Below are 18,662 nucleotides of genomic sequence, written 5' to 3'. Positions count from 1 at the left end.
GCGTCCCGCCTGCGGGCCTGCACTCCGACCCACGGTCTCGTCAGTCGACAGCCCGAATCGCTACTGTTCGGTCACCGATGTACATGATGGACGACGGGATCCGTAGATGAGCACCACCGAGCAGGACGTCACCGCACCCACTCCGACGGCCGGCGCGGAGTCGGCCAGAAACCTCTGGCTGCACTTCTCCCGCATGGGCGCCTACAGCGAGACGCCCCCGCCGGTGATCGTCCGCGGCGAGGGCGCGCGCATCTTCGACGACCGCGGGAAGAGCTATCTCGACGGCCTCGCCGGGCTGTTCGTCGTTCAGGTCGGGCACGGGCGCCGCGTGCTGGCCGAGGCCGCCGCGCGCCAGGCCGAGCAGCTGGCCTTCTTCCCGCTGTGGTCCTACGCCCACCCGGCCGCGATCGAGCTCTCCCAGCGGCTGGCGGCGGCGGCGCCGGGCGACCTCAACCGCGTCTTCTTCACGACCGGCGGCGGAGAGGCCGTGGAGACGGCGTGGAAGGCGGCGAAGCAGTACTTCAAGCTGGTCGGCAAGCCGATGAAGACCAAGGTCATCAGCCGGGCGGTCGCCTATCACGGCACCACCCAGGGGGCGCTGTCCATCACCGGGATCCCGGCGCTCAAGGAGGTCTTCGAGCCGCTGGTCCCCGGTACGTTCCGGGTGCCCAACACGAACATCTACCGGGCGTCGGTCTTCGGCGACGACCCCAAGGCCTTCGGCCGGTGGGCGGCCGACCAGATCGAGCAGCAGATCCTGTTCGAGGGCCCGGACACCGTGGCCGCCGTCTTCCTCGAGCCGGTGCAGAACGCGGGCGGGTGCTTCCCCCCGCCGCCCGGCTACTTCGACCGCGTGCGGGAGATCTGCGACCGGCACGACGTCCTGCTCGTCAGCGACGAGGTCATCTGCGCCTTCGGCCGGCTCGGGACGACCTTCGCCTGCGAGAAGTTCGGCTACGTGCCCGACATGATCACCTGCGCCAAGGGGATGACCTCCGGCTACTCCCCGATCGGCGCCATGATCGCCTCGGACCGCGTGATGGAGCCGTTCCTGCAGGGCGCGGCGAGCTTCGCGCACGGCTACACCTTCGGCGGTCACCCGGTCAGCTCTGCCGTCGCGCTCGCCAACCTCGACCTGTTCGAGGAGGAGAGCCTCAACTCCCACGTCCTGGAGACCGAGGGCGCGTTCCGGTCCACCCTGGAGCGGCTGCTGGACCTGCCGATCGTCGGCGACGTCCGCGGCGACGGCTTCTTCTACGGGATCGAACTGGTCAAGGACAAGGCGACGAAGGAGACCTTCGACGCGGCGGAGTCCGAGCGGCTGCTGCGCGGCTTCCTGTCCGGCGCGTTGTTCGAGGCCGGGCTCTACTGCCGCGCCGACGACCGCGGCGATCCGGTGATCCAGCTCGCGCCGCCGTTGATCTGCGGCCAGTTCGAGTTCGACGAGATGGAGCAGATCCTCCGCGGGGTCCTGACCGAGGCCTGGTCCCGCCTCTGATCCTGGGAGAGCGCACTCACGCCCCCTTCTGGGCCCGGAAACGGGGCCCGGGTGTCCTTCACCGAGCGCCGTCCACAGATCCTCTGCGGCGCCTTCCGCGGGCCCGCGCCTCGCCAGGCTCGACGGATGGTCCTCGACGTCGCCTCGGTGATCGGTCCGGACGGCTGGACTCCCTGGGAGGCGCTGACCGCCCGCGCCCGGTTCACCGGACGGCTGCAGGCACGACATCCGAGCCGGCCACGCCGCCCGGCTGCAGATGATTCGGCCGGATGGAGCGCGCTGAGGCCCCGTTCCGGCGCCCCGAATGGGGCGCGGGTGCGCTCTACCCCGCCGGCACGCAGAGCACGGGCCGGTCGGACAGCTGCAGCAGCTTGTGCGGCACCGAGCCGAGGAGGGCGCCGCGGAGTGGGCTCTCCCCACTCGTGCCGACGACGATGACCCGCGCGTCGTGCCGGTCCGCGGCGTCGATGAGCGCCTGGGCGGGCTTTTCGTCGAGAACCTCGACGACGGTCCGTACCCCGGCGGCGTCGGCCTCGGCGACCGCGTGCTCGACCGCCGTCCGGCCGATCTCGGCCAGCGCCCGCTGGTGCGCGCGGAACTCCTCGCCCATGCCACCGGGCGGCTCGGCCCCGTAGACCAGGACGAGCGGCTCGTCCAACCGGGCGGCCAGGTCGACGGCCATCGCCAGCGCCCGACGGGAACCCGGCGACTCGTCGTAGCCCAGGACGATGCTCACCGGTTCTCCTCCACGGCCGTGGGCTCGGGTGCCACGCTCGGCTTCTCCTGCCAGAAGGTCGCGTCCCGGGTCCTCCACCACAGCATGACCAGCAGGCCGAGCAGGAAGATCCCGAGGCCGATCACCAACGGGGGCCCGACGCCGAGCCAGGCCTGCCCCGTGTAGCTGTTCTCGGGATTGGCCAGATCGCGGATGCTCAGCGCCAGCAGCCAGATGAGCAGGAGTGACCCGATGACCGGGCCGACGCCGATGAGGAGGAACGACGACACGCTGCGGGTCAGCTGCCGACGGTGATAGACCGCGCAGGCGATGCCGGTCAGCGCGTAGTAGAACGCGATGAGCAGCGAGAGCGCGGTGATGGAGTCGAAGAGCGCGTTCTCGCTCACCAGACTGACCAGGACGAACCAGACGCTGGCGATGATGCCGACCCACCAGGTGGAGACGTCGGGGGTGCGGAACCGCGGCGAGATGTGCCCGAACCGCCGGGGCAGCGCGTGCCTGCGCGCCATCGACAAGCCGGTCCGGGACGCCGGCAAAATCGTGGTCTGCGTGGAGGCGATCGCCGCGGTGGCCACGGCCAGCAGCACCACCCAGTCCCAGCCGCCCATGACCTCGGTGGACAGCAGCGCGAAGATCGCCTCCTCCTCGTCGGCGTTGTCCGAGAGGTACTCCGTCCCGGCGAAGGCCAGGACCGCGATCGCGACGCCGACGTAGGTGACCAGCAGGACGAAGGTCGAGACGATGGCCGCACGCCCGGGCGTCGACGTCGAGTCCCGGGTCTCCTCGGTCAGGTTGACCGCCGACTCCCAGCCCCAGTAGGCGAACACCCCCAGCAGCAGCCCACCGCTCAGGGCGGCCCCGCCGGCGCCGAAGGGGTTCAGCCAGTTCCACTCCGGCGTCAGGCCGCCCAGCGGACTGTCCCCGGAGAGGCCCCGGACGAGCGCCACCGCCCCGAACACGAGCAGGGCGACGGTCTGGGCGAGGATCAGCACGTTCTGCAGCCGCGCCGACAGCTCCGTCCCCAGCACGCAGATCCAGGTCATCAGCAGGACGAGCGCGACCGTCAGCACCAGTACGGCCGGCGTGTTCTCGGCCAGCCCGTCGAGGCCGACGGTGCGCAGGGTGAAGATGACACCGACGTTGGCCAGCGAGCCGACGATCAGGACGCCGGTCATCGCGATGGCCCAGCCGCCGATCCAGCCGATCCACGGCCCCATCGCCCGGGTGACCCACGAGAACGTCGTGCCGCAGTCGGGGTCGACCCGGTTGAGCGCCGCGAACGCCGCCGCGATCAGCAGCATCGGCACGAAGGAGGCCAGGAGCACGCCCGGTGCATTGACTCCGGTGAGGGCCACGAGCGCGCCGAGGATCGCCGCCAGGGAGTAGGCCGGCGAGGTCGAGGCCAGCCCGATGACCAGTGCGTCCACGAAGCCGATGGCTCCCGGCCGGAGGGTGGCCTCCTCGGTCGGGCGGACGACCTGGTCTGCTGGGTCGGCTGTCATGCGACGGTTATCGCAGCTACTCGGGCGAACGGCAAGCTTTTCGCTGGTCAATAGTTGGTTACGCGACGAATCACGTCGGTAGGGTGACACCCATGCGCATTCTGCTGGTCGGCGCCGGCGGTGTCGGCGGGGCGGTCACGGCGATCGCCGCGCGCCGCTCGTTCGTCGACCGACTCGTCGTGGCCGACTACGACCCGGTCCGCTCGGAGAAGGCGGTCGCGGCCACAGGCGACCCGCGGTTCGTGGCGGCGCAGGTCGACGCGTCCGACGAGGCCGCGGTCGGTGCACTCCTGGCCGAGCACGGCTGCGACGTCCTGCTCAACGCCACCGATCCGCGCTTCGTCATGCCGCTGTTCCGGGCCGCGCTGGCCGCCGGCGTCCACTACCTCGACATGGCCATGTCCCTGTCGCACCCGCATCCGGAGCGGCCGTACCAGGAGACGGGGGTCAAGCTCGGCGACGAGCAGTTCGCCCTCGCCGGCGAGTGGGCGGCGGCCGGACGGCTGGCGCTGGTCGGGATCGGCGTCGAACCGGGCCTGTCCGACGTCTTCGCCCGGTACGCGGCCGACCACCTCTTCAGCGAGATCGACGAGCTCGGCGTCCGCGACGGCGCGAACCTGACGGTGCGCGGCCACGATTTCGCGCCGTCCTTCAACATCTGGACGACGATCGAGGAGTGCCTGAACCCGCCGGTCGTGTGGGAGCGGGAGCGCGGTTGGTTCACGACGGAGCCGTTCAGCGAGCCCGAGGTCTTCGAGTTCCCCGAGGGCATCGGCCCGGTCGAGTGCGTCAACGTGGAGCACGAAGAGGTGATCCTCATGCCGCGCTGGGTCGAGGCCCGGCGGGTGACCTTCAAGTACGGGCTGGGCACCGAGTTCATCGACGTCCTCAAGGCCCTGCACAAGACCGGCCTGGACTCCACGACACCGATCCGGGTCGGCGATGTCGAGGTGTCGCCGCGTGACGTCGTCGCCGCGTCCCTGCCCGATCCGGCCGGACTGGGCGAGCTGATGAGCGGCAAGACCTGCGCGGGACTCTGGGTGAGTGGAACGGGCACCGACGGCCGGCCCCGGCAGGTCTACCTGTACCAGGTGGTGGACAACGCCTGGTCGATGAGCGAGTACGGGGCGCAGGCCGTCGTCTGGCAGACCGCGGTCAACCCGGTCGTCGCGCTGGAACTGCTGGCGACCGGAGCCTGGCAGGGCAGCGGCGTGCTCGGTCCCGAGGCGTTCGACGCGATCCCCTACCTCGAGCTGCTCACCGCCTACGGCGCGCCCTGGGGGATGCGCGAAGGCGGCTGATCAGCGTCGGGGGACCTCCGCGGCGAATGCCGCGTCGAGCACATCGAGCGCCTCCGTCAGGAGGTTCTGGCCGATCACCAGCGGGGGCAGGAAGCGCAGCACGTTCCCGTAGGTCCCGGCGGTCAGGACGATCACTCCCTGGGCGTGGCAGGCCCGCGCGATGCGGCCGGTCAGCGCCGCGTCGGGCTCCACCGTCCCGGGGCGGACCAGTTCGACGGCGAGCATGGCGCCCCGCCCCCGGACGTCGCCGATCACGTCGGTGCGCTCCTGCAGCGCCCGGAGCCGGGGCAGCATCGTCGCCTCGATGGCCCGCGCCGCGGCGGACAGGTCGAGGTCCTCCATCGTCGCGATGGTCGCCAGCGCCGCGGCGCAGGCGACCGGGTTGCCCCCGTAGGTGCCGCCGAGGCCGCCGGGGTGGACGGCGTCCATCAGCTCGGCCCGGCCGGTCAACGCGGCCAGCGGCATCCCGCCGGCGATGCCCTTCGCCGTGGTGATCAGGTCGGGGACGACGCCCTCGGCGTCACAGGCGAACCAGTCGCCGGTGCGGCAGAAGCCGGTCTGGATCTCGTCGGCGATGAACACCGCACCTGCTGCGGTGCACCACTGGGCCACGGCGGCGAGGAATCCCGGAGCGGGGACGACGAACCCGCCCTCGCCCTGCACCGGCTCGATCAGGACGGCGGCCACGTTGCCGGCGCCGACCTGCGTCTCCACCTGCTGCAGCGCCCGGGCGGCCGCCTGGGCGCCGGTCATACCCGGCTCGTCGCGGAAGGGATAGGACATCGGCACGCGGTAGATCTCGGGGGCGAACGGCCCGAAGCGGTGCTTGTAGGGCATGTTCTTCGCCGTCAGCGCCAACGTGAGGTTGGTCCGGCCGTGGTAGGCGTGGTCGAAGACGACCACCGCCTGCCGGCCGGTGGCGAGCCGGGCGACCTTCACGGCGTTCTCCACCGCCTCCGACCCCGAGTTGAACAGCGCCGACTTCTTGGCGTGGTCCCCGGGGGTGAGGCGGGCGAGCTCCTCGCACACGGCCACGTATCCCTCGTAGGGCGTGACCATGAAGCAGGTGTGGGTGAAGGCCGCCACCTGCTCGCGGACGGCGTCGACCACCCGGGGCGCGGCGTTGCCGACGCTGACCACGGCGATACCGGAGCCGAGGTCGATCAGGGAGTTCCCGTCGACGTCGACGACCACCCCGCCACCCGCGCGCTCGACGAACACCGGCAGCGTCGTGCCGACCCCCGCGGAGACTGCGGCGGCGCGGCGCTCCATCAGCGAGCGGGAGCGTGGCCCGGGGATCTCCGTGACCAGCCGCCGTTCCTGCGCCGGCGCATCCACCCCGCTGAGCACCCCGGTCATCACTGTCTCCCTCAGGACTCGATGTTGGCCATGACGTGCTTGACCCGGGTGTAGTCCTCGAACCCGTACAGGGAGAGGTCCTTGCCGTAGCCGGAGTGCTTGAACCCGCCGTGCGGCATCTCGGCGACGAGCGGGATGTGGGTGTTGATCCACACGCAGCCGAAGTCCAGCCGCTTGCTCATCCGCATGGCACGGCCGAAGTCCCTCGTCCAGACGCTGGAGGCCAGGCCGAGCTCGACCCCGTTCGCCCAGCGGACGGCCTCGTCCTCGTCGGTGAAGCGCTGCACCGTGATGACCGGCCCGAAGATCTCCCGCTGCACCATCTCGTCGTCCTGCCGCAGGCCCGCGACGACGGTGGGCTCGACGAAGAATCCGCGGTCGCCCTGCCGGGAGCCGCCGGCGGTGATCTCGGCGTGGCCAGGGGCCCGGTCGAGGAAACCGGTCACGTGGGCCAGCTGCGCCGCGTTGTTGACCGGCGGCACGAGCGCGTCGGGGTCGCCGGCCCCGTTCGCGTAGGTCGTCGTGGTGCCCTTCGCCTGCTCGGTGAGCGCGGCCACGAAGTCGTCGTGGATCCCGGGAGCGGCCAGCACGCGGGTGGCTGCGGTGCAGTCCTGTCCGGCGTTGAAGTACCCGGCAACGGCGATCGCCTCCGCGGCGGCCGCGAGGTCGGCGTCGTCGAACACGACCACCGGCGCCTTGCCCCCGAGCTCGAGGTGGACCCGCTTGACGTCGCGGGAGGCTGCCTCGGCCACCTCCATCCCGGCCCGCACCGATCCGGTGATGGCCACCAGCTGAGGCGTGGGGTGCTCCACGAGCGCGCGGCCGGTGTCCCGGTCGCCGCAGACCACGTTGAGCACGCCCGGCGGAAAGATGTCGGCGGCCAGCTCGGCCAGCCGGAGGGTGGTGACGGGCGTGGTGTCACTCGGCTTGAGCACCACGGTGTTGCCCGCGGCGAGCGCCGGGGCGATCTTCCAGACCGCCATCATCATCGGGTAGTTCCAGGGCGTCACCTGGCCGACGACGCCGATCGGCTCGCGCCGGACCCAACTGGTGTGACCGGCCAGGTATTCGGCCGCGGCCTTGCCCTCGAGCGTGCGCGCCGCCCCGGCGAAGAACCGGATCTGGTCGACCATCGGCGGGATCTCCTCACTCGCGGTGAGGCCCAGCGGCTTGCCGGTGTTCTGGCTCTCCAGTGCCACGAGCTCGTCCGCGTGCTCTTCGACCGCGTCGGCGAGGCGGAGCAGGGCTCGCTGCCGCTCGGCCGGCGTCACGTCCCGCCAGGTCTCGAAGGCCGTGGCCGCCGCGGCGTAGGCACGGTCGACGTCCTCGGCGCCGGAGACCGGCGCGGAGCCGAACACCTTCCCGGTCGAGGGGTCCACCAGGTCAGCCTGCCGCCCGTCGACGGGGTCCACGTGCTCGCCGCCGACGATGTTGTGCAGCACCAGCGTCTCGCCCATGAGTCCTCCTCGTGCGGCGTGGCGAACCGTCGGATCCGGTCCGGCGTACGGGTCGGCGTCAGTCTCCGACGAGTGCAGGAAGACGCCCGGTCGGCCACTGTTTCCGTCGTCACTCTAGGCCTGTGCGACTCGTTCCGTCGTGAGACGCCCACATCATCCCGCTCCCGTGAGACATTGACGCACACGCTCGGGGGCTGGATCCGGCATCGGCATCCTGTGCGCGCACGATCCCTCGGCACGACAGGACGGCACTGCATGCCCCGCTACGGCGCCCAGTACGGGCCCGACATCACCTTTCTCGGTATCGAGCGATGCGACCTCGCCGACCCGACCACGTTCGCCGGTGCCGATGCCGTCGTCCTCGGCGCTCCGTTCGACGGGGGCACCTCGCACCGTCCCGGCACCCGGTTCGGGCCGCAGGCCATCCGCATGGCCGACTACCTGCCCCACGACGGGACACGTCCGAGCCTCGCGCTGCGCACCGACGGCCTCCGTGACCTGCGGGTCCTCGACGCCGGCGACGTCGAGATGTACTCCGGCGACATCGAGACGGCCCTGCCCGCGCTGGAGAAGGCGGTCGAGGCGGTGACCCGGTCCGGCGCGATCCCGGTGGTGCTCGGCGGCGACCACTCGATCGCGTTCGCCGACGCGACGGGGGTCGCGAACGTCCTGGGCCACGGGCGGGTGTCGATGCTGCACTTCGACGCGCACGCCGACACCGGCGATATCGAGTTCGGCTCGCTGTGGGGGCACGGCCAGCCGATGCGCCGGCTGATCGAGTCGGGGGCGCTGCGGGGCGACCGGTTCCTGCAGATCGGTCTCCGCGGCTACTGGCCGCCGCCGGCGACGCTGGACTGGATGGCCGAGCAGCGGATGCGGTCCTACGAGATGGCCGAGATCGGCTCGCGCGGGCTGGGCACGTGCCTGACCGAGGCGTTCGGGATCGCGACCGACGAGTGCGACGGCGTCTTCCTGTCCGTGGACATCGACGTCTGCGACCCCGGCCATGCCCCCGGCACCGGCACCCCGGAGCCGGGCGGGCTGACCGCGCGGGAGTTGCTCGACTCGGTCCGCCGGATCTGCCTGGAGCTGCCGGTGGTCGGCATGGACGTCGTCGAGGTCAGCCCGCCCTACGACCACGCCGACATCACCGCGGCCCTGGCCAACCGCGTCGTCCTCGAGGCCCTGTCCGCGATCGCCCGCCGCCGGCGGGACGCCCGACACGGCAGCACCTGGGACCCGACCCTGCCCCTGCTCGCCGACCGCCCGACACCCGAGGACCCGACATGACGGCCCACCCGCTCGATCCGCTGACCGCCGACGAGTTCCGGGCCGCGGCTGCCGTCCTGCGCCGGGACCGCGGCGTCGACGAGCGCTGGCGCTTCGCCTCGATCGAGCTCAGGGAGCCGGCCAAGGACCTCGTCCGCACCTTCGCCCCCGGAGACCCGGTCCGCCGCGAGGCGCGGGTGACCTGCTGGAGCCGCGACGAGGGAACCACCTACAAGGCGCTGGTCTCGCTCACCGACGATGCCGTCCTCGCCTGGGACGCCGTCCCGGGGGAGCAGGCGAACATGACCCTGGACGAGTGGCACGAGGCGCACGAGGCACTCATCGCCCACCCCGACGTCATCGCCGCGCTCGCGAAGCGGGGCATCACCGAGCTCGACCTGGTCCTGATCGACACGTGGGCCTACGGGCACTCGCTGATCCCCGCGGAGTTCCAGGACCGCCGGGTCGGCTGGACCGACGTCTGGCGCCGGTCGACGCCGATGGGCAATCCGTACGCCAACCCGGTCGACGGCCTGCACTTCGTGGTGGACATGAACACTCTGGAGCTGCTGCGCATCGAGGACGACGCACCGCCGGTCGGCGGCTCTCCCATGGGCGAGTACCGCCCGGATCTGGTGCCCGGCCTGGTCCAGCGCAGCGACGTCAAGGCGCTGGAGATTCTCCAGCCGGAGGGCCCGTCCTTCGCCCTCGACGGGAACGAGCTGCGCTGGCAGAACTGGTCGATGCGGCTGGGCTTCAACTACCGCGAGGGCCTGGTGATCCACCGGGTCGGTTACCGGGACGGCGACGCCACCCGGCCCATCGCGCACCGGCTGTCCTTCGCCGAGATGGTCGTGCCCTACCGGGACCCGTCCCCCGATCACCACCGTCGGACGGCGTTCGACATCGGGGAGTGGGGCCTGGGCTTCATGACCACGTCGCTGGAGCTGGGCTGCGACTGCCTGGGCGACATCGCCTATGTCGACGCCGTCCTGCACGACAGCCGGGGCGAGCCGTACACCATCGGGAACGCCATCTGCCTGCACGAGGAGGACGACGGCGTCCTGTGGAAGCACGTCGACGAAAGGGCGGGAGCCGAGGTGCGCCGGTCCCGGCGGATGGTCGTCTCGTTCCACGCCACGGTGGCGAACTACGAGTACCTGATCTACTGGCGCTTCTACCAGGACGGCACCATCGAGTGCGAGGTCCGCGCCACCGGGATCATGGTCACGAGCTCGTTCGACGGCGAGGCCCCGCCCACGGGCACCGTGGTGGACGACCAGACGTACGCGCCGTTCCACCAGCACTTCATCGTCGCCCGCATGGACATGGAGATCGACGGGCCGGAGAACACCGTCGTGGTCTCCGAGAGCGAGGCGGTGCCCGTCTCCGACGCCAACCCCTACGGCCTGGCGCTGGTGCAGCGCAGCCGCCCGCTGCTCACCGAGTCCGACGGCAAGCAGGACTACGACTGGGCCGGCCAGCGCGGCTGGAAGGTGGTCAACCGGGCCCGGCTCAACCGCCTGGGGACGCCGACCGGTTACAAGCTGGTCGCCTCGGCGTCGTTCCCGGCGCTGGTGGACCGCAACTCGCCGATCATGGCGCGGGCCGGTGTCATCGACCACACCCTGTGGGTCACGCCGTACAAGGAAGAGGAGCGCTGGCCGGCGGGAGAGTTCTGCAACCAGAGCCGCGGATCGGCCGGGTTGCCGCAGTGGACGACAGCCGACCGCTCGATCGCCGACACCGACATCGTGCTGTGGCACGTCTTCGGCATCCACCACATCCCGCGGCCCGAGGACTGGCCGGTCATGCCGGTGGACACCGTGTCCTTCTCGCTGAAGCCCTGGGGGTTCTTCGACCGCAATCCCGCCCTCGACGTGCCCCCGAACCCGGGACGCTGTCATTGACAGCAGGCCGGCTCAGTCCGTCGGGGCGCTGCCGGGCGGGCGGGTGCCCCACGCGTAGGTCTGCTTGCGGAGGCCGAGGTACAGGAAGGTCTCGGTGGACTCCACGCCCTCGGTCGCCCGGATCATGCTGACGATGTCCAGCAGCTGGTCGTCGTCCTCGCACACGACCTCGACCAGGAGGTCGATCGAGCCGGCGGTGATCACCACGTAGTCGACCTCGTCGAACTCGGCCAGCGCGTCCGCGACCGTGCGCGTGTCCCCCAGGGTGCGCACGCCCACCATCGCCTGCCGGGAGAAGCCGACCTGGAGCGGGTCGGTGACGGCGACGATCTGCATGACGCCTGCGTCCAGCAACCGCTGCACCCGCTGACGGACGGCCGCCTCCGAGAGCCCGACCGCGGCCGCGATCCGCGCGTAGGGCCGCCGGCCGTCTTCTTGCAGCTGCTCGATGATCGCCCGCGAGATGTCGTCGAGTACCAGTCCGCCACCCCGGATAGCCACGCGCGCCACCTCCCGCCCACCGGATCCGTCGTCGACGACCATCTCGACCACCGGAGATCGTAGCCAGCGGGGCCGGCCGGCTCGGCCGGCGGCTCGGTGCGGCTAGAAGAGGGCCAGCTCCTGAACCGGCTGCGGCCCGCGGTCCTCGGCGCCGCGGGCGAACGCACGGTCCAGCCCGGTCACCTCGAACGCCCGCCAGACCGACGGCTGGACGCCCCGAAGGCGCAGCGCGATGCCGCGCTGGAGAGCCCATCTCCGGACACCGAGCAAGGCGGACAGCCCGAGCGAGCCGATCGAGGCAACTCCGGCGAGGTCGATGTCCAGCTCCCGACAGCCGGCCAGGGGACGGCCGGCCAGGAACGACTCCAGCTGGGCGCCCACCTCGCCGCGCACCGTCACAACCGCGCGCGTGCCCGACGACTCCCAGTCCAGCCCGGCGGCAGGACGACGGGGCACGGGGTGGCCCACCCACCAGGGACGACGTCCACCCGAGGCCCGCCCCAACCGTCGCGAGGCGTCCCGCTCATGCGCCCGAACCATGCCCTGCTCCCCCAGCCCTGCCGACGGCACCGCCGTCGGGACCAACGTTACGCAGGGCCACCGACAGAACCCGTAGTGGTGGCCGCCACACCGTCGGCGCGCCGGGGGCGACACGCCGGTGGTGGCCCGGCCGCGACGCTGCGTGACCACCCGGTCGCCGTACCCCGGGTGGGAATACCGTCTGCCCGTGCCGACTCCCGACGACATGACGAGCGCCGTCACCGACTCGATAGCCGAGCGCACCGGCCGGTCCCTGGAGGACTGGGTGGCGCTCGTGGCGGAGTCCGGCGTCGATCCGCTCGACCAGAACGCCGTCCGCCGGTGGCTGAAGGACGTGCACGGCGTCAAGCAGAACAGCCAATGGGCGATCGCCGACGCCGCGGCACGGGCCGCCGGCTGGGTGCGCCCGACCGTGGAGGGCTACGTCGACGCGCAGTACACCGGCGCCAAGGTTGCGCTGCGGCCGATCTTCGACGCCCTGCGGGAGGCGGCCGTGGGGTTCGGCGACGACGTCGTCCTGGAGGGGCGGGGCACGTACGTGCCGTTCGTGCGCCGTCGGCAGTTCGCCGCCGTGGCGGCCGCGACGGCCACCCGGGTCGACCTCGGCCTCCGGCTGCCCGAACCCCCGGCGGCTGCCCGCCTGCAACCCGCCAACGCGCCCGGATCGGCCACCCATCGCGTCCAGCTCTTCTCCGTGGCCGACGTCGACGACGAGGTCCGGGCCCTCCTGCGGGCGGCCTACGACCAGAACGGCTGACCGGGCCCGCGAGGCACACTGGGCTGCGTGGACAGCAGGCCACGGTGGTCCGACCGCCGACGCCGCACCCTGCTCGGGCTCGCCCTCGGGACCGTCGCCTTCGGGCTCGGCGCGATCGCCCTGCCGGACGAGTACGGCGTGACCTCGATGTTCCTGGCGGCGCTGTGCGGATTCCTGCTCGTCGTCGCCACGGTCGTGTTCATCGCGATCCCGGGCCCGGACACCCTGCGCACGCTCTTCCACACGGTTCCGCTGGCGGGTGCGGTCCTCGTCGTCGCCGTCCTCCTGCTGCTCTCGACGGATGCCGACCTGCGCTGGCTGTGGTCGGTGATCGCCGTCGCCGCAGCGGCCTGGACGGCGACGGCGGTCTGGGAGACCCGCCGCTCGGGGGGCTCAGACGGCGGACCCTGATGCGTCGCTCAGCAGGGCGGCGACGTAGGCCTTCCCTACCCAGTCCCCGAAGCGGCGTGGGGACCACTGCCGCCGGATGACCATGAGTTCGTAGACCTCCGGTGCGTTGTAGAGCCACAGCACGTCGCGCGCCTCGTCGACGGTGACGCCGGGGCGCAGGTGTCCCCCGTCGGCCAGCGCGCGAGCGTGCCCGGCCGTGCGCTCCAGACGCTCGGACAGCATCTGCTCCCAGATGTCGCGGAGCTCGGCATCGGTCTGGGCCGCGGCCCGGACCAGGAGCATCAGCGGCGCCACCCGGGGGGTCACCTCGGCGACGAGGTTCCCGAAGCCCCTGAGTCGCCGTCGCGGGTCGCTCTCGTCCGTCGACAGCCGGTCCGCGCGCAGCTCGGCGGATTCCGACCCGTGCCCGGCGACGGCGTCGTGGAACAGGGCGAGCACCAGCCGGGCCTTGCTGCCGAAGACCTTGTAGACCGATTCGACGGACACCCCGGCGTCCGCGGCCAGGGCTGCGACCGTGGTGGCGGCGTAGCCGCGCTCCAGGAAGAGCCGACGCGCCGCGTCCAGGACCCGCCGTCGCGCCTCGCCGGCCCGGGCACGCCTGCGGCCGCCGTCGTAGCGCCTCTTGACGGGGGGAAGCGAGGGGTCCACCGTCGCAGTATCCATTACAGATAGCTGTATCGAAAAGAGAATCGTCATGGACGACGTCCCGGCTGCGCTCGGCAGCCTCTTCCGGGCCATCAACGGCCACGATCCGGTCGCGGTGGCCGCCTGCTTCGTTCCCGAGTACCTCAACGAGACGCCCGTGCACCCCTCCCGTGGTTTCAGCGGGCGCGCGCAGGTGCGCGAGAACTGGTCGCACATCCTGGCCGCGGTCCCCGATCTGGCCGCCGTCCTCGTCCGGTGGGGCACCAGCGCACCCCGGGATCCGGCCACGCTCTGGGCGGAGTGGGACTGGTCGGGCACCCGCGGCGACGGGACGCACATGCGCATGCGCGGTGTCACGGTGCTCGGCATCGGGTCCGCCGGTGCGGCGGACACCGGAGACGACGCCATCCGGTGGAGCCGCTTCTACATGGAAGAGGTGGACGCCGAGAGCGTCGCCGTCGCCACGGCGGTCGAGCGCACGGTGGGGAGCGCGCCGTGACCTCCACCAGCGCGGGACCGCGATCCGCCACGCCACCGCGCGGACTCATGCGCTGGCTGGTCAACCCCGTCGTCCGGTCGATCGCCCGCTCCCCGGCGGGGCGCTGGACCGGCGACCTGCTCGTCCTGGAGTTCACCGGCCGCCGCAGCGGTCGCCGGCTGTCGGTCCCGGTCCTCGCCCGCCGGCACGGCGACGCGCTGTACGCGCTCACCGACGCCCCCTGGGCGCTCAACTTCACCGGCGGCGCAGCGGTCCGGGTCGCCTCCCGTGGCCGCCGGTGGGCGGCGACCGGAGTGCTGGTCGACGACCAGGCCGAGGCAGCAGCCGTGCTCCGGACCGCCATCACGACCTCGGGGGCCCGGCACGTCGGGCTCAGCCTGCCGCCGGGCTGGACGGGTACCGACGCCGAACTCTGCATGCTCCGGCGGGCAGTCCGGCTGGAGGAGACCGGCCCGGCGTCCTGACCCTCCTGACCGACCCGACAGACTGCTGGGCATGGAGCTGCCCGCATCCCTCTATCTCCCGGCGGACGGCGGCTACGAGGCCACCGCGCTGACCATCGGCCCCTGGGACCCGGGGCTGCAGCACGCCGGACCGCCAGCCGCCCTGCTGCTGCGCGAGGCCGAGCGGGCGAGCGCCATCGACGGCGGGCAGACGGTGCGGATGGCCTACGACATCTTCGGGCCCGTGCCGGTCGGCCCGATCCGGATCAGCGCGTCCGTCGTCCGCCCCGGCCGGCGGATCGAACTGGTGGAGGCCGTCCTGACCGCCGGCGACGAGCGCCCGCTCATGCGGCTGGCCGCCTGGCGGATGCGCACCCGGGCGGACGGTGCCGCCGACCGGCAGCCCGATACGCATCCCGCTGCCGCCGGACCGCTGGACAGCCGCCAGGAGGACGCCGCGTTCTTCACCGAGGACATCGCCTACCACCGCGCGCTCGAGTGGCGGTTCGCCACCGGCAGCTTCAACTCCCCCGGACCGGCCTCGGCGTGGACGCGGCCGGAGTGCGAGCTCGTCGCCGGCGAGCCCATGACACCGCTGCAGCACCTGCTGGTGATGACCGACGCCGCCAGCGGCATCTCGGCGGCACTCGACTGGAAGAGCGCCACGTTCGCGAACGTCGACCTCAGCGTGGCCCTGCACCGGCCGCCGCAGGGGGACTGGCTGGGGATGGACGCCACGACGGTGCTGGGGGGTGCCGGGGCCGCCCAGTGCTACGCCGTCCTGTTCGACGAGGCGGGGGCGATCGGACGGTCCACCCAGTCGCTGTTCGTGGAGCCCCGCTGATCAGCGGGATTTGGCAGCGGCCCTCCCGACCGGCCAAGGTGGCAGCAATGACGAACCGACCGAGCCCGCGGACGGCGCCGCGATGAGTCCCCTGGCCGAACTGCGCGACTGGCTGTCCGGGCGCGGCCTCGAGGTCGTCCTGATCATCATCGGGTCGATCCTGCTGGCCCGGTTCGTGGGCTGGGTCGGAGGCCGGATCACCGACCGGATCGACAACCGCTCCACCGGGGGCGACGTCCTCGTGCGGTCCGAGGCCGCCAAGCACCGGCACTCCCTGACCCAGGTACTCACCTGGGCGGCGATCGTGCTCATCTATTCGATCTCGGTGTTCTTCGTCCTCGAGCGGCTGGGCGTGCCGGTCACCGGGCTGGTCGCGCCCGCCACCGTCCTCGGCGTCGGGCTCGGCTTCGGCGCGCAGCGGATCGTCGGCGACGTGCTGGCCGGCTTCTTCATCATCACCGAGCGGCAGTACGGCTTCGGCGACGTCGTCTCGATCACCGTCACCGGGGCGGGCGAGCCGGCGACCGGCACCGTCGAGGACGTCACCCTGCGCGTGACCCGGATGCGCTCGCCGAACGGCGAGGTCATCACGGTGCCCAACGGGGCGATCGCGAAGGTCGTGAACCTCTCCCGCGACTGGGCCCGTGCCGTCGTCGACGTCCCGATCCCGACCAGCGTGGACGTGAACCGGGTGAACGAGATCCTGCGCGAGGTGGGCCGCGAGGCCTTCCGGGACCCCGGCCTGCGCCGACTGCTGCTCGACCCGCCCAGCGTGATGGGTGTGGAGAGCCTCGACCTGGACCAGGTCAACGTGCGGATGGTCGCCCGCACGCTGCCCGGCAAGCAGTTCGAGGTGGGCCGTGACCTGCGCGCCCGCGTCGTCCTGGCGTTCCGCGACCAGGGGCTGAGCGTGCCGCCACCGCCGCCGGTGGAGAACCCGGCGACCCAGGATCTCGCACGGGAGGGGGACCGGTGAGCGAGCCTCCGCAGGAGCAGCCGGCGGTCACCCCCACGGTCAGCACCGCCCCGGCCCCGTCGCGCTGGTCCCGGATCCCCGCACACCTCGGCCGCGCGCGGACGTCGACCGTCGTCCTGGCCGTCCTCTTCCTGGCGATCGGGACGCTCTACCTCAACATCCGCCCGGAGACGACGGGGACGGCGACGACCGGCACCGGCGTCCAGGCGCCTGCGTCCACGACGGCACCCGCACCGGAGCCGACGGCGACGACGACGACGACGACGACCGCACCCGGGTCGACCGAGGAACTGCCGACGACCACGCCGGAGTCGACGACCACGGGACCCCTCGAGACGACGACGCCGGAGGGGACGACGGGGAGCAGCCTCCCGAGCACGCCGGCGACGACGCCCAGCCCGACGCTGCCGATCCCGACGACCAGTTCACCAGCGGGCTGACCGGAAGCCCGGACCGAAGGCCGGTCACCGGGACCCGGCTGACACCTGCCGGATCGCGGCCGCGAACCCCGCCGGGTCGGCCATGAAGCCACCGTGGTCGCCGGGGAAGCGGACGAGCAGGCTGCCCAGGCGTTCGGCCAGCGCCTCGGCGGAGCGACCCGCGATCTCCTCGCCGGAGTTCTCGCCCACCGCGACGACGATGCGCGGGCCGGCGGACCGGAGGGCGTCGACCGGCGGCTGGTAGCGGGTGAACGGCTTCAGCATCCGCAGGAAGAAGGTCTCGTCGTCGGCCTGCCGCTTAGCTGACGGCTCGGGCGCCGGCCCCTCGTCGCCGCTCCCGCCCGCGGGTGGCCACTGGACAGGCGCCGGTCCGGCGTCGGTCATCGGGCCGTCGTGCATCACGAGGTCGATGAACCCACCCCAGCCCGCCCCGGCACCGTGTGCCCGGTAGGCGTCCTCGACCTGGTCGACCGCGGCGCGGATGTGAGCGGCGTCGGGCAGCAACTCGGCCACGGGTGGCTCGTGGGCGATCAGCGTGCCGACCTTCTCCGGGTGCCGGACGACCAGGGCCAGTCCGGCGACGGCGCCACCACTGCTGCCGAACACGTCCGCGGGGGCACCGCCCACCGCGTCGATGATCGCGGCCAGGTCGTCCGCCTCGACCTCCGGCGTCACGTCCTGCGACGGGTCGTCCATCGTGCTCTCGCCCACCCCGTGCGGGTCGTAGGTCACCACGGTGTGGTCCTCGGCGAGCAGGTCGGCCAGCGGCGCGAAGGGACCGCTGGTCATCGGCTGCCCGACCACCAGGAGGAGCGGACCCGACCCACGCACCTCGTAGTAGACGCGGCCGCCGGGCACGTCGAGGTGGTGGCGGGTGACGCTCTGCGTGTCCATGAGGGCTCCTTGGGTGGACGGGGGACGGAGGTGCAGACCAGCTCAGCGGCCGGAAGTCATCGCAAGGCGAGTCAGGCGCGGGGCAGCGCGCGGCCGTCAGGCAGGGCGCGGCCACTCAGGAGCGCCACCAGGGCGCCACTGTCGGCGCCCACGACTTCGCCGCTTCCCCAGTTCCAGTCGATGTCGGCCGCCTCGAGCCGGACGCCTGTCAGGTCGACCCCGAACCACGCGCCGTTCGCGGCGGTGAGCTGGTCGAGGACGGCGACCACGGCCTCGACCGGCGCAACCGCCGGCCGGTCGAGCGCGACCGTCACGTCGAGGGAATGGATGACGGCATGGCTGAGCGCACCGGCCGCGCCGCCGCCCGGCGGCTGCCACCGGTGCAGCAGCGGCGAGCGAAGCGCGTCCAGGTGGTCGGCGACCGGCAGGGAAGCGTCGCGGGCGGCCACGCTGTTGGAGAGCAGGCCGAAGTCGCCGCCGGCCGCCGCCATCTCGGCGCCGAACTGCTCGGGCGTCAGCCGCGCCGGCATCGTCACGTGCGCGACCACGTGGCGGACCTGCCACTTCTCGCAGAGCGACGGGGCGTCCCACGTCTCGGCAGGCGCGGAGGCGAGCAGGTCGGCGAGGCCGTGGAACGTCGGCGCCACCCAGGACTGGAGGTCGGTCACGGTTGGTCCTCT

General features: G+C 72.3%; 20 protein-coding genes. 11 read left to right on the top strand and 9 right to left on the bottom strand.

Features of this window, described 5'->3' with window-relative positions; genetic code table 11:
• Positions 1-106 precede the first annotated feature (106 nt).
• A complete protein-coding gene (locus E4P38_RS16360) occupies positions 107-1,498 on the top strand; it encodes an aspartate aminotransferase family protein (RefSeq protein ID WP_135133011.1) in 1,392 nt (463 codons plus the stop codon).
• A gap of 322 nt (positions 1,499-1,820) precedes the next feature.
• Here E4P38_RS16360 and E4P38_RS16355 read toward each other — a convergent pair whose 3' ends face one another.
• A complete protein-coding gene (locus E4P38_RS16355) occupies positions 1,821-2,234 on the bottom strand; it encodes a universal stress protein (RefSeq protein WP_135133010.1) in 414 nt (137 codons plus the stop codon).
• Complete coding sequence (locus E4P38_RS16350) at positions 2,231-3,736, bottom strand: APC family permease (RefSeq protein ID WP_135133009.1); 1,506 nt, start codon at positions 3,734-3,736, stop codon at positions 2,231-2,233. The genes E4P38_RS16355 and E4P38_RS16350 overlap by 4 nt, the downstream gene beginning before the upstream one ends.
• A 92-nt stretch (positions 3,737-3,828) precedes the next feature.
• Here E4P38_RS16350 and E4P38_RS16345 point away from each other — a divergent pair, with 92 nt between their 5' ends.
• Positions 3,829-5,037, top strand: a complete 1,209-nt coding sequence (locus E4P38_RS16345; RefSeq protein WP_135133008.1) for a saccharopine dehydrogenase C-terminal domain-containing protein — start codon at positions 3,829-3,831, stop codon at positions 5,035-5,037.
• Here E4P38_RS16345 and gabT read toward each other — a convergent pair whose 3' ends face one another.
• Together gabT and E4P38_RS16335 are read right to left on the bottom strand one after the other, a co-directional pair.
• Complete coding sequence (gabT, locus tag E4P38_RS16340; RefSeq protein ID WP_135133007.1) at positions 5,038-6,396, bottom strand: 4-aminobutyrate--2-oxoglutarate transaminase; 1,359 nt, start codon at positions 6,394-6,396, stop codon at positions 5,038-5,040.
• An 11-nt stretch (positions 6,397-6,407) separates the two neighbouring features.
• The gene (locus tag E4P38_RS16335; RefSeq protein WP_135133006.1) at positions 6,408-7,853 is read right to left on the bottom strand and encodes a gamma-aminobutyraldehyde dehydrogenase; all 1,446 of its coding nucleotides are present in this window, start codon (positions 7,851-7,853) and stop codon (positions 6,408-6,410) included.
• A 255-nt stretch (positions 7,854-8,108) separates the two neighbouring features.
• Between E4P38_RS16335 and E4P38_RS16330 the strand changes: the two genes are divergently transcribed.
• Both E4P38_RS16330 and E4P38_RS16325 read left to right on the top strand, forming a co-directional pair.
• Complete coding sequence (locus E4P38_RS16330) at positions 8,109-9,143, top strand: agmatinase family protein (protein ID WP_135133005.1); 1,035 nt, start codon at positions 8,109-8,111, stop codon at positions 9,141-9,143.
• Entirely contained in the window at positions 9,140-11,032 is a 1,893-nt protein-coding gene (locus E4P38_RS16325; protein WP_135133004.1) for a primary-amine oxidase, read from the top strand. Before E4P38_RS16330 ends, E4P38_RS16325 begins: the two co-directional genes overlap by 4 nt.
• A gap of 12 nt (positions 11,033-11,044) precedes the next feature.
• Here E4P38_RS16325 and E4P38_RS16320 read toward each other — a convergent pair whose 3' ends face one another.
• The gene (locus E4P38_RS16320) at positions 11,045-11,575 is read right to left on the bottom strand and encodes an Lrp/AsnC family transcriptional regulator (protein WP_135133075.1); all 531 of its coding nucleotides are present in this window, start codon (positions 11,573-11,575) and stop codon (positions 11,045-11,047) included.
• 60 nt (positions 11,576-11,635) lie between these two features.
• Complete coding sequence (locus tag E4P38_RS22975; RefSeq protein WP_167760596.1) at positions 11,636-11,989, bottom strand: STAS domain-containing protein; 354 nt, start codon at positions 11,987-11,989, stop codon at positions 11,636-11,638.
• Between the two features lie 271 nt (positions 11,990-12,260).
• On the opposite strand from E4P38_RS22975, the gene E4P38_RS16310 reads away from it, so the two are divergent.
• Positions 12,261-12,830: a DUF5655 domain-containing protein gene (locus tag E4P38_RS16310; protein ID WP_209309145.1), complete on the top strand. Its 570-nt coding sequence runs from the start codon at positions 12,261-12,263 to the stop codon at positions 12,828-12,830.
• A gap of 27 nt (positions 12,831-12,857) precedes the next feature.
• The gene (locus tag E4P38_RS16305; RefSeq protein ID WP_135133002.1) at positions 12,858-13,241 is read left to right on the top strand and encodes a hypothetical protein; all 384 of its coding nucleotides are present in this window, start codon (positions 12,858-12,860) and stop codon (positions 13,239-13,241) included.
• On the opposite strand, the gene E4P38_RS16300 is transcribed toward E4P38_RS16305, so the two are convergent.
• Complete coding sequence (locus E4P38_RS16300) at positions 13,224-13,889, bottom strand: TetR/AcrR family transcriptional regulator (RefSeq protein WP_167760595.1); 666 nt, start codon at positions 13,887-13,889, stop codon at positions 13,224-13,226. The two genes, E4P38_RS16305 and E4P38_RS16300, sit on opposite strands and share 18 nt — an antisense overlap.
• Positions 13,890-13,935: 46 nt before the next feature.
• On the opposite strand from E4P38_RS16300, the gene E4P38_RS16295 reads away from it, so the two are divergent.
• The 5 genes from E4P38_RS16295 to E4P38_RS16275 all read left to right on the top strand — a co-directional run bounded on the left by E4P38_RS16295 (position 13,936) and on the right by E4P38_RS16275 (position 17,088).
• The gene (locus E4P38_RS16295; RefSeq protein WP_135133000.1) at positions 13,936-14,385 is read left to right on the top strand and encodes a nuclear transport factor 2 family protein; all 450 of its coding nucleotides are present in this window, start codon (positions 13,936-13,938) and stop codon (positions 14,383-14,385) included.
• Complete coding sequence (locus tag E4P38_RS16290) at positions 14,382-14,849, top strand: nitroreductase/quinone reductase family protein (protein ID WP_135132999.1); 468 nt, start codon at positions 14,382-14,384, stop codon at positions 14,847-14,849. The genes E4P38_RS16295 and E4P38_RS16290 overlap by 4 nt, the downstream gene beginning before the upstream one ends.
• A gap of 31 nt (positions 14,850-14,880) precedes the next feature.
• Positions 14,881-15,672: a thioesterase family protein gene (locus E4P38_RS16285; protein WP_135132998.1), complete on the top strand. Its 792-nt coding sequence runs from the start codon at positions 14,881-14,883 to the stop codon at positions 15,670-15,672.
• 82 nt (positions 15,673-15,754) lie between these two features.
• Positions 15,755-16,648 (top strand): mechanosensitive ion channel family protein, encoded by an 894-nt coding sequence (locus tag E4P38_RS16280; protein WP_135132997.1) that lies wholly within the window; start codon positions 15,755-15,757, stop codon positions 16,646-16,648.
• Complete coding sequence (locus E4P38_RS16275; RefSeq protein ID WP_135132996.1) at positions 16,645-17,088, top strand: hypothetical protein; 444 nt, start codon at positions 16,645-16,647, stop codon at positions 17,086-17,088. Before E4P38_RS16280 ends, E4P38_RS16275 begins: the two co-directional genes overlap by 4 nt.
• Positions 17,089-17,112: 24 nt before the next feature.
• Here E4P38_RS16275 and E4P38_RS16270 read toward each other — a convergent pair whose 3' ends face one another.
• Complete coding sequence (locus E4P38_RS16270) at positions 17,113-17,982, bottom strand: alpha/beta hydrolase (protein WP_135132995.1); 870 nt, start codon at positions 17,980-17,982, stop codon at positions 17,113-17,115.
• Positions 17,983-18,053: 71 nt separating this feature from the next.
• Positions 18,054-18,650, bottom strand: a complete 597-nt coding sequence (locus E4P38_RS16265) for a maleylpyruvate isomerase family mycothiol-dependent enzyme (RefSeq protein ID WP_135132994.1) — start codon at positions 18,648-18,650, stop codon at positions 18,054-18,056.
• Positions 18,651-18,662: the final 12 nt, after the last annotated feature.

Origin of the sequence: Blastococcus sp. CT_GayMR16 (assembly GCF_004570875.1) — a bacterium.
GTDB lineage: Bacteria > Actinomycetota > Actinomycetes > Mycobacteriales > Geodermatophilaceae > Blastococcus_B.
Note: the sequence above shows the minus strand (reverse complement) of the source record. Positions and strands in the feature narration are given on the sequence as shown.